Below are 15,519 nucleotides of genomic sequence, written 5' to 3' on the forward strand. Positions count from 1 at the left end.
TCAAGGTGTTTAATTACTGCCTTGCTTAACTCTGTAGTCTAGCCTGCTAAAAAGCAGAATGCAGTCAGAGAATAACTGTTTGTTGCGTTTTACCTCTGGCAAATGAGTAAAGTACAGCCGTTTTATAATCTCCAGCTTTCCAACCTTCACAAGAACTTCTTGAAAAGTGATCCCCTTCTCCACCCACAACCAGTCCGTTTTGGGAACTCTGATCTAGGATCGCTCATAGAACCTTTTGCTATCGGTTATACAAATGTTGCGGCTATCTTTCGGAGATCCAGCCACAAAGCCTGTCAGCACAGAATTAATGCCATCAGTCAAACGACAAACTCAGGAAGATTATGACATTGCCGAGCCTCGTGCCTCAGCCATGATCGAGTCTCTTCGCGCTTTTGGCTACAACATCCAGACGGCGATCGCTGACCTCATCGACAACAGCATTTCTGCTGAGGCAAAAAACGTCTGGTTGACCTTCTTTTGGGATGGCTCCGACTCGTATATGTCCATTAGAGATGATGGGCGAGGCATGACCGAGGAAGAACTGGTCAACGCGATGCGACCGGGTAGCCAGAGTCCCCTTGAGCAAAGAAACCCGAATGATCTGGGTCGATTTGGGCTGGGACTTAAAACTGCCTCCTTCTCACAATGCAGAAGACTTACGGTTGCCTCTCGACATAAAGGCTGTGAAGTCGCGATTCGTAGATGGGACTTAGACTATGTGAATCAAACTGACCAGTGGCGGCTTCTCCGTTCTGCGGCAAAGGGGTCGGATGGCAGACTGACTGGTTTGAAAGAAATGGCGAAGGGCACAATTGTGCTTTGGGAATGTATGGATCGGATGGTCGGCGATGCCAGAACCGATGATCGCAGAGCCCAAGAACATTTCCTCGATACGGTTGAGAAAATTGAGAACCATTTGGCAATGGTTTTTCATCGCTTTCTTGAAAAGCGAAGTCCCCTCAAAATCTGGCTAAACGATAGCTGTGTTGAACCCTGGAATCCTTTTCTGGCAGACGAAAAGGCGACGCAAATGCTTCCAGAGGAAAAGTTCTGTGTGGGTGGAGAAAATTTGATTGTCCAGCCCTATGTGCTGCCCCATCATTCCAAGATTGACTCAAACAAGTACGCTAGAGCCGCTGGAATAAAGGGCTGGAATGCTCATCAGGGCTTCTATGTTTATCGAAATGAACGTTTGCTGGTTGCAGGCGACTGGCTGGGACTGGAGTTTAAGAAGGAAGAACACTGCAAACTTGCTCGCATTCAGGTAGACCTACCCAATTCAATGGATAGTGACTGGAATATTGATGTCAAAAAATCTGGAGCACGTCCGCCCGCTTCCTTGAAAGCAGATTTAAGACGTATTGCAGGACTGACTCGTAAAAAAGCAACGGAGATCTATCGACATCGGGGTAAGGCGATTGCCAGACAGGTCTCAGCAAGCTACTCATATCTCTGGGAGCAAAAGGTGAAGCATGGGAAGACTTTCTACAGGCTTAATCGAAAGCATCCTCTGGTTGAAGCTGTATTGAGCGAGGGGGAAAATCTTACCCTCAAACTCAAGGCTCTTCTGAGGCTGGTTGAAGAAACAGTTCCAGTGCCTCTGATTACCCTGAATAGCACAGAACACCCTTACTCCCAGACACAACCCTTTGAAGGCGTTCACGCTGAGGAGTTGATAGGAATTATTTCTGAGGTCCTCGATACTTTGCTCAAAAATGGATGGACTATCGAAGAGTCAAAGGGATGTCTGTCAGGCATGGAACCTTTTCAGAAGCACGAAGACTTGATCGTAGTTGCGCTGGAGCGATACCAGAATCAGGAGGATAGATGAGTCACTCACTGGAATATGAACAAGCGCTTGATTTTTCGTTGTCTATCTTAAAGCACAACGATGATGTGACTGACGAGGTAATTCGAGCAACAGTTGACCTCGCTATCAAGATGGTAAGTCTTCAGGGCAATGCCGACAATGTGGATCTGGAGGCGCTTAGCCGGGATCTTCAGAGTAGGTTTAATGTCAGAATCGGAACGGGTACTATTTTGGACGGCAACGATCGCCGAGACTGGCTACCTGAAAAGCGTGACCATATTGAGTGGAGCTTCTGGAAACGGTATGAACGCTACCTGCGTGAAGAAAAGCACTGGTCGCCCCGAATTATTCGGCGAGTTGACGAACTCACCGATAAGGTGCTGGAACGATTAGAAGACCCGATTCGTAGCGGCAGTTGGGACCGACGCGGAATGGTAGCTGGTCAGGTTCAGTCTGGAAAGACAGCGAACTACACAGGACTGATTTGTAAAGCCGCTGATGCTGGTTATCGACTGATCGTCGTTCTGGCAGGAATGCATAATAACCTGCGGAGTCAAACTCAGCTTCGGTTGGACGAGGGCTTCTTAGGCTATAACACGCGGTATCGCATGACCTTCGATCAAAGTAATCTTCGAGTCGGAGTGGGTGCTCTCAGAGGTGAGAAACTGCACCCTGTGCAGTCATTGACACACAGCGAGGATGCTGGAGACTTCAAACTTACAATTGCTAAGCATTCCAGTATCGATTTAAGCGCAGTTCCATTACTGCTGGTCGTTAAGAAACAGGGGTCAATTCTAAGAAATCTCAATCGCTGGTTGACTGGCAGGTATGGAGAAAAAGACACCAAGACTCAACGCTTAATAATTCACGATGTTCCGCTGCTGTTGATTGATGATGAATGTGATAATGCTTCGATCAATACAAGAGATGAAGATACAAACCCAACTACTATCAACGCAAGAATTCGAGAGCTGTTACATAGTTTTGCCCAAAGTTCTTACGTTGGCTATACGGCAACTCCATTTGCGAATATCTTTATTAATCTAAACACCAGTACAGAGCAACACGGTGATGAACTATTCCCACGAGACTTCATCATCAATCTACCTGCCCCAGACAATTACATTGGTCCAGTTCGCTTTTTTGGTCTCAGCGCTGATCCTGAAGCTGGTTTAGAAGCGCAGACTGGTCTGCCTGTTATTCGTTACGTCGAAGACTACGAAGATTGGATAGCTGATAAACATAAAACAGATTATGTACCGGGGATATTACCGTTTTCCTTGAAAAAGGCTCTTAAATCTTTCATCATTTCCTGTGCTGTAAGAATGGCACGGGGGCAGGAAAGGGAGCATAATTCGATGCTGGTTCATGTAACGCGCTTCACTGAGGTTCAGAACAAGGTCAGAACTCAAATTGATCAGGAAGTGAGGAGTCTTCGGCAACGTTTACGTTACGGAGATGGAGCCTCGCCTGACCATCTTATATCTGAGCTTGAAAGGCTATGGAATGAAGATTTTGTGCCAACTACCGAGGCAATAGACGATCCTGAAGTCCCAAAAAATACCTGGCAGGAGATAAAGGTATACCTGGAACCAGCTATTCAAAAAATTCAAGTTAAAACCATTAATGGCAAAGCGAAGGATCTTCTAGATTATGTAGAGAACCTGGATGGTCTCAATGTCATCGCAATTGGCGGTGACAAACTATCGCGGGGGCTGACCTTGGAAGGTCTAACGATCAGCTACTACCTCAGAGCTTCAAAGATGTACGATACATTGATGCAAATGGGGCGCTGGTTTGGTTACCGTCCAAAGTATCTCGATCTTTGCCGTCTGTATACAACTGATGAATTAGTTGAATGGTACAAACATATTACTGTTGCCAGTGAGGAGTTGCGACAGGAATTTGATTATATGGCGATGCTGGATAAAACTCCTGCTGAATTTGGGTTGAAAGTTAGAACACATCCCGCAGGACTCGCAATTTCTAATGTTGGCAAAATTAGAGATGGTAAGACTTTACGAGTATCTTACGCTGGCTCTATCAGCGAGACGGTTGCCTTTTACAAAGATCCTCTGAAGAACAGGAGGAACCTTGAGAAGTTCGCACAGTTTTTAGAGGAGTGCGGCAAGCCCAATGTTGCTCCAACTGCGAGTAGTGGTGACGACTACATCTGGAACAATATTCATGGGACTGATATTGTAAAACTTTTGAAGAACGTGGAAACGCATCGTGATTCTTTGAGAGCAAATAGTAAGCTTCTGGCTGATTACATCAATGCTCAACTGGCAAAAGATGAATTAAGAAGCTGGACTGTTGTACTGAAATCTAAAAGGAACTTCAAACCAGGCGAAACACCGATTTATGGCAACATTGGCGAGTATAAAACTGGCTTATATACTCGTAAAAGCTCAAAAGCCAGCAATCTAGATCGGTATTCAATTCAAAGATTGGTTAGCCCAGTGGATGAGGGTATTGATCTCTCCGAAGAAGTCCGGAAGCGCCTAAGAGAGGAGATGAAGCAAGAGAATGGCACAGCACAGAAGCAGGTTGTAGAAGGCGAACCGAGCAACCCTTTCAGACGAGAGCGATCGCCTGATAGAGGTCTCCTTCTTATCTATCCCCTTGATCCGCAGGATGCCGGATGGTCGTCGGAACCCCCTATTCTCGGCTTTGCGATTAGCTTTCCGGGCAGCACAAATGCAAGCAGTGTGGAGTATCGGGTAAACAACGTGTACTACTCAGAAGAATTTGGGGATGAAAAGGAAGAATGAGCATTCGTGAGCTTTGGAATGAACTTGAGCGCGATGTTCAACAGGATAGATCTGGGTATGTAACTAGACGAGTGCGACCAGACTCTATTTGCGATCTACGAGTTGCTGTCATGGAACCTCAAGGAACACGAACACTGCTTCTAAAAGCAAGGCGAATAATTATCGAATTAATTCAAGAATATCCAGAATCTGCGGGTTTTCAGGTTCAACTAATGCAATTAGCAGGCGAAAGTCCAGATTATTTGACACTTCAACTCACCCTGACCCAGAGTCGATATTCTGATATCTTTACGGCACTGGCTGATGACATAATTGCAGGAGTTGCTGAAAAAAAAACTGAAGAGGCGGGGTTGGAAGAATTCATTGTTCGCCTCAAACGCTGGCAGGCATTCCTCAAAGCCAATCAACCCGACGGCTTGAGCGAGGAACAGCAGCGAGGACTTTATGGAGAACTCTGGTTTCTAAGACAGGTGGCATCTCTGAGCCTTGAACCGCTCAGAGGCATTCAGTTCTGGACCGGTCCGCGCGGAACTCAGCAAGACTTCCAGTTTGCCAGAAGTGCTATTGAGGTTAAAACAACCATATCCAAACAGCATCAGAAGCTAACGATCGCCAGTGAACGACAGTTAGACGACTCAGGTACAGGTACTCTGATCTTGCTGCATCTGTCTCTAGATTCCCGTCCGGGAAGAGGAGAGGCGCTGCCAGACATTGTTACCAGTCTGAGATTGCTGCTGGTAAATCATTCAGCCGCAAGAGAAGAATTTGAAAACCATCTCTTTGCAGTAGGCTACCTGGATATCCACGCTTTGCGGTATGAGCAAATTGGCTACATAGTTCGTGAAACTAACTATTTCAAGGTTGAGGGAGGCTTCCCCAGAATTATAGAGTCGGATCTTTGCAATGGCATCGGTGACGTTCGTTACACTATCAGCGTTGCGGAGTGCAAGCGGTTTGCGATCGCTGAAGCTGATGTTTTGTCACTCATTGGAGTTCAATCATGAACAATGATGAATTGGAACTGACCCAGTTTGCTGAAAATCTCCGCCAGGAAGTCATTATGGCAGCCGAAGCAGGCGGGGATCATGATGAGGGAAACTCCTTCCGTGAGGATGCCTTTACCCAATTGATAATCGGCTACCTGACGGAGGCTGGAGAACTGGAAGATGGGCACGTCTGTCACTACGTTGCCAGAGGCATGAAGATTAACGGTTACAGTCTCCATGAAGACGACGAATGCCTGAACCTCTTTACCTCGATCTACACCCAACAGATACCCCCTGCGACGGTGCGGAAAGATGAAGTCACCAGTGCCTTAAAGCGGTTGATCAAATTTGTCGAGCAAGCCTTCAAAGGGCTGTACCAATCGCTTGAAGAAGCATCCTGTGCCTTCGACATGGCAAATCTCGTTTTTAGTCTTAAGGGAAAACTGAATCGCATTCGGCTCTTTGTCTTTACCGATGGGCTGACGACTAAACAAGTCTGGCAGGAGACTGTGCAGGGCGACATTACCTTTTCCTCGCACATCTGGGATATCCGTCGCCTTTATCAGTGTGTGACCTCCGGGCAGCGACGAGAAGCGATCGAGATTGATTTCCAAGAGCGCTATGGGGCAACCATTCCTTGCCTAGTTAGCCCTGCTACACAAGCAGACTATGAAGCCTGTCTGGCGATCGTTCCCGGTGACATTCTCTATAAACTTTACGATGAGTACGGTTCTCGCCTGCTGGAACGCAACGTCCGCTCCTTCCTTCAGGCAAAAGGTAAGGTCAATAAAGGTATTCGGAGTACCCTGAGCGAACAACCGCAGCGCTTTCTGGCATACAACAATGGCATTTCTGCCACTGCGGAAGCCATTCGTTTCGTGGATTTACCGGGAGGTAAGGCGATCACCTGGATTCGTGATCTCCAGATTGTCAATGGCGGACAGACCACTGCCTCTATTTTTCAGGCAGCCCGTAAAGATAAAGCGGATCTTGCAGAGGTTCATGTTCAGGCAAAAATCACGATTGTTGATCGGGAGCAGTTAGACGAAATCGTGCCGCTCATCTCCCGCTACGCTAATAGTCAGAACAAGGTCAGCGATGCGGACTTCTCAGCCAATGATCCTTTCCACATTCAGGTTGAGGAACGCTCCCGCACCATCTGGGCACCTGCCGTGGATGGCAGTCAAAAACAAACGCGCTGGTTTTACGAACGGGCAAGAGGGCAGTATCTGGATGCCAAAAATCGGTTGACACCTGCCAAACAGAAGGACTTTGCGGTGCTCCACCCCACTGCCCAGAAATTTACGAAAACCGATCTGGCAAAATACGAACACACCTGGAATCAGTTACCGCACTTGGTCAGTCGAGGAGCACAGAAGAACTTCAATGATTTCACTGTACGCCTGAAGCAGCGCGGCAGCTTTGTGGTCGATGAAACCTATTTCAAGCATCTGATTGCCAAAGCCATCCTGTTTAAGAAAGCTGAAAAACTGGTGCAGGCACAGGCGTTTGGCGGCTATCGGGCAAACATTGTGACCTACACGCTGGCTTACCTGAGCCATCGAACGGCTCAAACGATCGACCTGAATGTGCTCTGGAAAGACCAGGATGTTCCCAAAGCGCTTCAGGGTGCCATCACACTGGTTGCCATAGCCGTGCATCAGGTGATCACTCAGCCACCTGGTAGCGGTAATGTCACGGAGTGGTGTAAGAAAGAAGCCTGCTGGGAGGCAGTGAAAAAACTTGAAGTACGTTTGCCTGACGCGCTAGCGCCTCTATTGCTTGGCACGAGAGACGCAGGCAAGCTGGGCAACCGTGGTATAGATGAACCTGATATCGCTGAACAGCAGCTGATTCATGAGATTGCCAGCCTTGCTGCTGAAACCTGGTTTGAGATTGCTCACTGGGCGAAAGAGACAGGTAATTTACTACCCTGGCAACGTAGCCTTACGGTCAGTCTGGGCAAGCTTGCCAGTCAGGAGAAGCTGCCATCCCGTAAACAGGCATTGCGCGGGATGGAAATCCTGGAGGAGATTGAGCGTTTAGGATTCAAAGTTTCAGCCTAATTTGCAATTTTCAAACCGAGCAACTCCACAGCCTACTCTTCCATCCGTAACCAGCCGTAGCATACAGCTCCCTGACTCAAACGATCAAGCGTCGGCCCCTTGAACACTATTGCCAATCAACCTTGAGAGTGCTGCTTCCCTACGAAGGCATGAACATCAGCCATACGATCGGACTCAACGAGGCTCAAAAGATGGCTCTGAGGGCTTTGTCACACCATTGACTTTTCAAGAACGGCTGTAAAGGAGAGGCTTTACCACGCTGCTTCACTTTGCTTGCTGGTAGTATTGATGGTTTTGGCTGCTCAGCCTTTGCAGTGCTGGTTTTGATGGCAGCCGATAACTGAGAGTCACGCGATACTTCTGCAGAATCGACACTCCCTGGCTGACGATGCGGTTGCGTTGATGGGTTTTTAGTGGGTCGTGCCATGATCGCAGTTACGACTGGCTCCGTTGCTATGGTCGGTAAAGGGCTTCCATTTTCTGTAGCAGGCACCTCAGAAGCGCTTTCATGAGTGCTAACAACTGGTATCGAGTGCGGAGCAGCCACTACCAGTCCTAATATATCGGCTTCAGAGAGTATGGTTTTAATGCCTTGAAGTTGCTCTGTCTTTTGCTGTACCTGCGTTTCCCAGCCGCAGGAGTGCCTGACTCAAGTGGTTTTGCACTGTTTGCAACGAGGCGACGAAGGCGATCGCTTCGTCTTTGGGTAAGGTTAGCAGGTAGGACGTGGAAGCAGTTGCCACTGTGGGCCTTGAGGACGATACTTTGCCTTGATTCTACTGCACGCGCTGCTAATCAGAGCTTTGCAGCACCTTGACTTAGCGTCGATCGAGGGTCAGCACCAGGCTGGTCTCTAGCCTCCGCCAGCGGTTTGGGTAGTAGCTTAGGTCTTGGCGTGGTGGTTAGGGTAGTCACTTTACCTGAATCGCTTCGTTTGGCAGCAACAACCGGAAACAATCGCCGTCTCGCGTGAGGAAAAAGTGCTGCTCGGAACGGTAGCCGCCACTTTTGTCGAGGAGCAGCGGCTGGCCAAGGGGTTACAGTCGGCTGGGTGCTGGCGAGCACCCAGCGAGCCCGGTCACCAATCGAGCACTGGCGGACAGGGGTCAAGCAGCGTTAGGTGGCGGACTCGCCCCTCTGTCTCATTAACGGGTCGTGGCGGACGGTTGCCTTGGTCAAAGAGACTGGCAAGATCCAAGCCGTCAAGGGCAGGGAAGCAGTTGACAGGGGGATCATCCTCATCCTCCAGCCAGGGCTCAGATGGCTCCTCACTCGCCTCCTCCTGTGCCACGAGCTTTTGTGTAATCGCCCAGGCGATCGCCTCGCTCACTGCCAGGTTGCGCTCCCAGACGTTGGGGAAAAAGAATAAAGGTTGGAGTGACAGGCGCGTCGGGTTGTGCTGCTGAAGGCGTGCGCATTGTGCGAGCAGTTGCGCGCGCGTGTGTAACCCACGCCCATCCATGAAGGCATCGTCGCCGAGTTTGACCACCGTATGGACAACATCACCCACAGACGCGGGCTCAACCTTCGCCGCAACGTAATGCAGTGCACCGCCTGCTACCTGTTGGATCGCTTTCGCGATCAGCCAACACCCGCCGTTCAGAAAGCCCACAGGATAGCCGTAGTAAGCGAACAGGCTGTGGTAGTCTACCTGGGTGACGGCATGATGCAACTGTTGCAGTGCCTTGGGGGTCCAGTTATTCATGACCATATCTCTCACCTCTGTTTCAAACGACAAAGCCACTCCACCAAAAAGCGTGCCAGCGGCATACTTTTCATCATGCCTGCCACACTCGCACGGCACCAAGCGTTTCCTGGCAATGAACCATACTTTTCCTGGTCACTTTGGGCGTGTGATGCGCTACACTTGCTGCCCTCCGAGCGTGTGGTGCATCAACGCCAGCAGCGCAATCGCCTTCCCAGTGCTGCCAGGTTGCGATCGACTGGTTCCTGCCGCTAAAACTTCTACCAACTTAAGATCACGCTCGCAGCTACCAACGGTGTGAGCCTGCCATGTTTGTAGCTGCGCCTGATAGGCAGACGATCGCTCTGAGGGGGCAAAAAGTAGCACAGGCGGTGTTGCCACCACTGGTCACTCAGCTTAAAATCAACGCCTTTCTGTGCAGGCGTTGATAAAACCCGCAGGGTGGCATAGTGACGCTGGTAGCGAAGACTCCGATGTTTGACTCATCAAACTGAGAGGCTGAGCGTTGGGGCAGGCTAGAAGCAGCGGTAGCACAAGCACAGGCACAAAGCACGGCAGCATGGCTGGGGCTGAGACTACACCTTCACTGCAATCAGGTTAGTGTTCGGTGGACTGGCTCTCAGGTGAGAATTTTCAGGTCCTTTGTGCAATCAGGCTTGCCGCCTGCTGTCAATAGCCAGCCAAAAAACGGGCAATGCTGATCAGACCTACGCTTGGTCCAATAATCCTGCCCTCAGAGACAGCACGACCATGAGTGGCGAGAACAGCGGCAGCAGGAGAATCATGCAGTCCAGTTGCTGGTTCTCTCTTGCTCCCAGCAACTGGGCTGCCAAGCAAGACTACACTTTGTTTCATCCTTAGCTGCTAACCGCAACACTTTCATTAACAGTGAAGCCAGCAGTGCGATGGCAAGAAGCAACTCGCCAAAGTCGTCAAGCGTCAAAAGTATGAATACGCAAAGCCAAAGCTTCTGAAATTTCTATACCGACCTGCATTTTGATTGGTTTAAGTTATAGCGTTTTTTTGCTAAAACTGACTTTTTCGCCCAATTTAGTACGATTTTATACGCAGTAGAAGCATTTCACACTGATCTCATTTTTACTTTGTCTATAGAGATTCAAAGTCTGATCCATCGCGTTCTCAAAAATCAATCTCTTAGCCGCGAGTATTGAAATATCCCAAACCCTGGAAGCACCTCCCCATCGAGCATCAAGCACTTCCCATATGTGCTTAATTGGTGCTTACAGACATTTTCAATTTTAAAGCGCACTTATGAGCAGAAATTTTTACTAAAATAAGCCGTTTTCGCCTCAAAAACACGATGACTTAATATTTCTTATTAATTCGGCAGGCAAGACCTTCTGAACCGCAAAAGATCAGTAGTCAAGGTTGTTGTTAAGCAAATTGGTATCTGCAAAGATTAATCGTGCTTCGAGTCAGTTTTGATTGTTAGAAGCAATGACTATTTAACGTAAGAGAAAGAAGCTTTTTCCTGACTCAAATGATGTCCACTTCTCTTTGATCAAGCAAAGGTCAATATGGCGCATTTTCTAACACTATCTAAGTTTATCTTCAATATCGATTGTGTTCAGCAGGTTCAATTTCTACCAGATCCTCCCACCGTTTCAATTCTTTGGGCATCCGGCTATGAAGAAACAATCATTACTGGTCAGGATGCTTTAGTTTTTATGGATGCAGTTAATCAATTTTCAGTCGGCGATCTAACAACACTTCCCTCCACAGGAGAATAAGGCGAGCCTGAAAAGACTTTGATGCATCAGTCCCCATAGTCAGACCATCAAGTGAGACGATTGCGAAATCAAATACAGCGTCAGCATTCATTTAACACATGAAGGCTTATTTTCCGATGCTTTATACAAGCAAAAGTTTAAGCGCTTGGCTTTTTTTGGCGATTGAATTCGAAGCTCTTAGTTAAGAGCGGTAAATTTCATTGCCCTCGTAACAAGCTTGGAGCTAGTTGCAGTAGTACTCAATCTACTGAATTAAACCCATGCCTATTTATTTACTGCTTGTTCCTGAGTGATTAGACACTGCACTTTACTTAGAGACTTAGAGACGGTTCAGATATGCAGATGCGGACTATTAAAACTGACTCCATAGTCAGAATCACCCAGCGTCGTAAAAGGAAGGGAGTCACAGAGGACCTGCCCTCGTTTGATGAAGCAGCCTGGTGCCGTTTATGTGAATTTAGCTATAAACATACGCTGCTGGTCGATACGATCGTTAGCCAGATCAAACAGCATCATAAGCTCATCAATTGGATACGTAGCAGTCAAGAGCTTCAAAGACAGGATGACACCACTCAGGAAACAGAAGCGAAGCAGGGGCAAAATGGGTTGCCAGAGGGGTTAGTCAAAGCATTGTGTGATGCTCTAGCAAGCACGCCTCAGTTTAGTAAGATGTCTGGACGCTTCTATACCTCAGCTATCGATCGCGTTGAAGAACTCTTCAAAGGCTGGTTTGCTGCTCACCAAAAATTGATCCATAAAATAAGGGGAAAACGACGCTGGTTGGCAGTTGTTGAAAGTGATGCTGCTTTAGCTGAGACCAGTAATTTTAGCCAGCAGGAAATCGAGATAAGAGCTGCGCAAATCCTAGCCGAACTAGAAGCTCACAATGGAACGAATGCTGGCAGCAATGATCATGTAGATTTCAACACCCTATTCCAGAAATTTGACGAGACAGAAGAGACTCTAGCTCGCCGTGCCATTATTCATCTGCTCAAAAATGGAGGTAAGACCCACGCGGAAGTAAAGAAGCCTAGAAAGAGAAAGAGAAAGGGCAAAAGCATCTCTACACAGCCTCTAACGCTTACTGAGCGTTTGGAAGCGCAGCGAGTTGGAATAGAACGTTTGGAAAAGCAGCTTCTAGGACAGCTTCCGAGAGCCAGAAATCTCTTTCCTGAACAGGCATTTGAGCACCATCTGGAAGCGGTAATTGCCATGCCGAACTCAGATGCAACCGAGCTTGAGCGGTATTACTTTTTGTATTTCTCACTGTTGCTTTATCTTGCCGATGCCAACGAGTATCTTCAACTTGAGCGGCACTTACTGACAACACTGGTACTTCAATGGAGCAAATTAGGTGATCTCCATTACTATCGAGTTTTGATTTATGCTTTTATGCTGCACGCTGCCTCTGCACAGCAATATCTTCAACTTGGGTCTTATTTACTGCAAACCATCAAACTTGAGGCAGAAAGAGTTGAAGCTGCTTTCTTTGCTTGGCATGAGTCAATCACACCAAAGTTACACGACTTCTTGAGAGAGCCCAAAGCTCTACCCTACCCCATTAGTTTTGGCTACGATGATGTCCGATCGTGGCAAATGAATCAAAAAGGGAAAATTTTCTTCAAGTTAAATGGTTGGGGTGACTTGCTCTTTGAGGTACGTTGCCACCATCGTCAGTTGCCGCTGATCAAAACCTTTCTGAAGGACTGGCAAACTAAAAACGCCTCTGAAAGGAAAGCTCAATCTTCAAAGAAGGATCCATTTACAGGGAGCTTGATGCTGCTCCGTTCCATTGAACTGATCTGGAAGCCTAAAGAAGCCAGCGATCAAAAAGATGCCCAGTTGTGCTCCCACTGCGAGGTGTTTCAGCAGTCCAGCGAACAAGGGTTCTGGAATGAATGCAAGCTCACGATTCATTGGACTTTTAATGCCGAGGCTCTGACACGTCAGGGTTCAGAAAAGATGCGTCAGCGCAAGCTGGAGCTACAGTTGCAGCAGTTGCAGGCGAAACAGGCAAAGCTGGAACAGCAGCAAGACCGGCTGGACAAGTTGGAGCAAGCAGCACCAGAAGCTGCCAAGAGCCAAGAGCAACTCAAACGCATTAGGAATCTGAAAAAGCAGATTCAGCAGCTTCAGGAAGATCTTGCCAAACTACGCCCAAAACTAGCTTGTCTCCAAGCTGCCCAACCGTTTGGGCGTCCCGATCGCCCCCTTTACGAAGGTGTCCCCAACATCTTTGTTGGTGTGCTCCTTGATCTCGACACACATCTTGCCGTGACCGTCGTGGATGCGATGCGCCGTAAGCGTTTAGCCCTCCGCAGCGCTCCTAAGATTTCATCAGAAGGTTACAGGCTCCTCCAAAAATATTTTCGGCAACGACAGGAACACTCAAAACAACGCCAAGAAGATCAGCAAGCACAGCGGTATAGCCATCAGACTGAATCTGGCTTAGGTCAACAGGTAGACCGTTTGTTTGCCAAAGGGTTAGTTGAATTAGCACAGGCGTACAAAGCTAGCACGATCGTCATCCCGATCAAGGGTGGATGGCGGGAGCGATTATATAGCCAGCTAGTTGCCAGAGCCAAACTTAAGTGCAATGGCAACAAACAAGCGATGGCTCGATACACCAAAGCACATGGCGAACGGCTGCATCAGTGGGATTACAACCGTTTAAGCCAAGCAATCACGGATTGTGCCGCCACGCATGGTATAGAAGTTGTTTTACAAAAAACTGTGTTTGAAACAGATGTGTTTCAACAGGCAGCAAACCTTGCAATCGCAGCTTACGATTCGTTAAATTCTGCTCAAACGTGAATGCAATTTCTGCCTAAAGCAGTATTATTTGAGCCATGCGTCGAAGGTACATGCTCTACAGACTCAGGTCTTTTAGTGTCTCTGTGCTGGGGATTAGTCTTAGTGAACGGAGAGTCACTTTGGATCGGTCACAAGCTTTTCCTTAAGTGATTCTAACCGACGAACTAAGTGATCGAGAGGGTTATGTTTTACCATCGCAAGGTGGATACTGTCAGACCCTCGGTAGCTGCTTGCTCCTGGTGAGGTGCCCTGACACCTTACCCTACTACAGCAATGTGTGTGGCTGTCTGGTTATGAGCGAAGTTAGGGCATAGGTTCCTTACCTGATTCAATCATAAATTACGCGACCAGATAAGTGAGTATGATCCGCAAGGATCTATATGTCTTTAGCAAAGAGGCTTTTCTGCTTTGTTACTGGCGTAGGGCATGGTTCCCAGGACTTCTAGGGAATTAATCGTCTCAGATCCAAACCATAAGGCAAACCCTGCTTGGAGGTTTCGGTATTTTGGGACAACTTAAATTTTGGAAGTCCTTAAAGTGGCTACTGAATCTTCCCAATTTTTTTGGCAAACCGAAGCGGGAGCAATATTCCTGGCACGTTTGCCAAATTCCTGTATTCCTGGCTAGATAAAGGTTTTACGATCACTGCTGCTTGCTAAAGCCTTTCACTGAAGGGCAAAAGTGAGGCAGAAGCAGGGGTTTGGCTTGAAACCGTTGCCAGCTAGGAATCTTGATGCCAAGGGTCGCAATGACTGTTTTGGCTTGGGGTGGAATGAAAGCTTAAAGCGCCGAGGTTCCTGAAAGGCAGTACCATTGTCGCAATGACTATTTTGGCTTGGGGCGGAATAAAAGAACCATTGAGAGTACCGAATTCATAGTTGAGCGAAGCCGCTATTTTGGCATATTGGATGTCATAGGTAGCATCCGTTCTATTACAATTCTGTCTATTGGGAAGGATGAAAGAGGCAAGGGTCTGCAAAACCCTGTGTACGGTAAAGTTAACAGCACATTACATCTAAAAAACTAACGCACCTAAACCTGATGGTTTAGGTGCGTTAGTTTTTTAGATGCGGTCAATGGAGTTTGACTAACTTAACAGTTTCAGTTTCCTGTCAACTTTGCCTTTACTAGCTTGCTGTACCGCTCAAGCCCTCTCAAACTGTCAGCGGCTAGCGACATTAGTGTGCGAAAAGTGCTCGAAAACGACAAAAACGACATTAAAGTACGAATATCGTCGCAAGACGCTAAAATTCAGCAAAAACGACACTAACGCGCGAATCGCGACATTTAGCGTGCGACCGTACAACAACTCACCCTTGAAGGCGGCACCCAGATTCGAACTGGGGATGAGGATTTTGCAGACCCTTGCCTTACCACTTGGCCATGCCGCCGGAATTATAATTTATCTGCCGAAACTTGACTATACCAAATTTCATTCGCTACTGATCTACTGAATGTGTCTATGTTGATCCATAAGCAAAGGGTTATAGATATGGCTGTTTGGCAACAGAAACATTGGAGAGGTTGGAACAACAGTGACGCTCTACTGGCAATGCGCCAATCTTGATGAACCTGCACTATAGCTATAGCCATACTCACGCCCCCACTCCCCC

At 47.8% G+C, this 15,519-nt stretch carries 10 protein-coding genes and 1 tRNA gene; 6 read left to right on the top strand and 5 right to left on the bottom strand.

The features are described from left to right. Window positions 1-307 precede the first annotated feature (307 nt). The 4 genes from C7B82_RS04370 to C7B82_RS04385 are packed head-to-tail and all read left to right on the top strand — an operon-like array spanning window position 308 to window position 7,636. Window positions 308-1,831: an ATP-binding protein gene (locus tag C7B82_RS04370; RefSeq protein WP_106255080.1), complete on the top strand. Its 1,524-nt coding sequence runs from the start codon at window positions 308-310 to the stop codon at window positions 1,829-1,831. Further along, window positions 1,828-4,584, top strand: a complete 2,757-nt coding sequence (locus tag C7B82_RS04375; RefSeq protein WP_106255081.1) for a Z1 domain-containing protein — start codon at window positions 1,828-1,830, stop codon at window positions 4,582-4,584. Before C7B82_RS04370 ends, C7B82_RS04375 begins: the two co-directional genes overlap by 4 nt. Beyond that, window positions 4,581-5,588: a PD-(D/E)XK motif protein gene (locus C7B82_RS04380; RefSeq protein WP_106255082.1), complete on the top strand. Its 1,008-nt coding sequence runs from the start codon at window positions 4,581-4,583 to the stop codon at window positions 5,586-5,588. The genes C7B82_RS04375 and C7B82_RS04380 overlap by 4 nt, the downstream gene beginning before the upstream one ends. After that, entirely contained in the window at window positions 5,585-7,636 is a 2,052-nt protein-coding gene (locus C7B82_RS04385) for an AIPR family protein (RefSeq protein ID WP_106255083.1), read from the top strand. The genes C7B82_RS04380 and C7B82_RS04385 overlap by 4 nt, the downstream gene beginning before the upstream one ends. Window positions 7,637-7,820: 184 nt before the next feature. On the opposite strand, the gene C7B82_RS04390 is transcribed toward C7B82_RS04385, so the two are convergent. The 4 genes from C7B82_RS04390 to C7B82_RS04400 form a co-directional block, all read right to left on the bottom strand. After that, the gene (locus tag C7B82_RS04390; RefSeq protein ID WP_106255084.1) at window positions 7,821-8,063 is read right to left on the bottom strand and encodes a hypothetical protein; all 243 of its coding nucleotides are present in this window, start codon (window positions 8,061-8,063) and stop codon (window positions 7,821-7,823) included. A gap of 157 nt (window positions 8,064-8,220) precedes the next feature. Then, window positions 8,221-8,379, bottom strand: coding sequence for a hypothetical protein (locus C7B82_RS31930; RefSeq protein ID WP_181357343.1), 159 nt, complete (start codon window positions 8,377-8,379; stop codon window positions 8,221-8,223). 335 nt (window positions 8,380-8,714) lie between these two features. Next, entirely contained in the window at window positions 8,715-9,341 is a 627-nt protein-coding gene (locus C7B82_RS04395; protein ID WP_146141046.1) for a hypothetical protein, read from the bottom strand. A gap of 156 nt (window positions 9,342-9,497) precedes the next feature. After that, window positions 9,498-9,722: a DUF4174 domain-containing protein gene (locus C7B82_RS04400; protein WP_146141047.1), complete on the bottom strand. Its 225-nt coding sequence runs from the start codon at window positions 9,720-9,722 to the stop codon at window positions 9,498-9,500. Window positions 9,723-10,879: 1,157 nt separating this feature from the next. Here C7B82_RS04400 and C7B82_RS04410 point away from each other — a divergent pair. Both C7B82_RS04410 and cas12k read left to right on the top strand, forming a co-directional pair. Continuing rightward, window positions 10,880-11,092 (top strand): hypothetical protein, encoded by a 213-nt coding sequence (locus C7B82_RS04410; protein ID WP_106255088.1) that lies wholly within the window; start codon window positions 10,880-10,882, stop codon window positions 11,090-11,092. Window positions 11,093-11,428: 336 nt separating this feature from the next. Further along, window positions 11,429-13,906 (top strand): type V CRISPR-associated protein Cas12k, encoded by a 2,478-nt coding sequence (gene cas12k, locus C7B82_RS04415; protein ID WP_106255089.1) that lies wholly within the window; start codon window positions 11,429-11,431, stop codon window positions 13,904-13,906. Between the two features lie 1,320 nt (window positions 13,907-15,226). On the opposite strand, the gene C7B82_RS04420 is transcribed toward cas12k, so the two are convergent. Next, window positions 15,227-15,297, bottom strand: a tRNA-Cys gene (locus tag C7B82_RS04420). Window positions 15,298-15,519: the final 222 nt, after the last annotated feature.

This window comes from Stenomitos frigidus ULC18, assembly GCF_003003795.1.
Lineage (GTDB): Bacteria > Cyanobacteriota > Cyanobacteriia > Leptolyngbyales > Leptolyngbyaceae > Stenomitos > Stenomitos frigidus_A.

Bases quoted from the DNA above. Each gene is read 5' to 3' on its own strand.
- C7B82_RS04375 (WP_106255081.1), top strand. From the start codon at position 1,828: ATGAGTCACTCACTGGAATATGAACAAGCGCTTGATTTTTCGTTGTCT.
- C7B82_RS04380 (WP_106255082.1), top strand. From the start codon at position 4,581: ATGAGCATTCGTGAGCTTTGGAATGAACTTGAGCGCGATGTTCAACAG.
- C7B82_RS04410 (WP_106255088.1), top strand. From the start codon at position 10,880: ATGGCGCATTTTCTAACACTATCTAAGTTTATCTTCAATATCGATTGT.
- C7B82_RS04390 (WP_106255084.1), bottom strand. From the start codon at position 8,063: ATGGCACGACCCACTAAAAACCCATCAACGCAACCGCATCGTCAGCCA.
- C7B82_RS04395 (WP_146141046.1), bottom strand. From the start codon at position 9,341: ATGAATAACTGGACCCCCAAGGCACTGCAACAGTTGCATCATGCCGTC.
- cas12k (WP_106255089.1), top strand. From the start codon at position 11,429: ATGCAGATGCGGACTATTAAAACTGACTCCATAGTCAGAATCACCCAG.
- C7B82_RS04385 (WP_106255083.1), top strand. From the start codon at position 5,585: ATGAACAATGATGAATTGGAACTGACCCAGTTTGCTGAAAATCTCCGC.
- C7B82_RS04370 (WP_106255080.1), top strand. From the start codon at position 308: ATGCCATCAGTCAAACGACAAACTCAGGAAGATTATGACATTGCCGAG.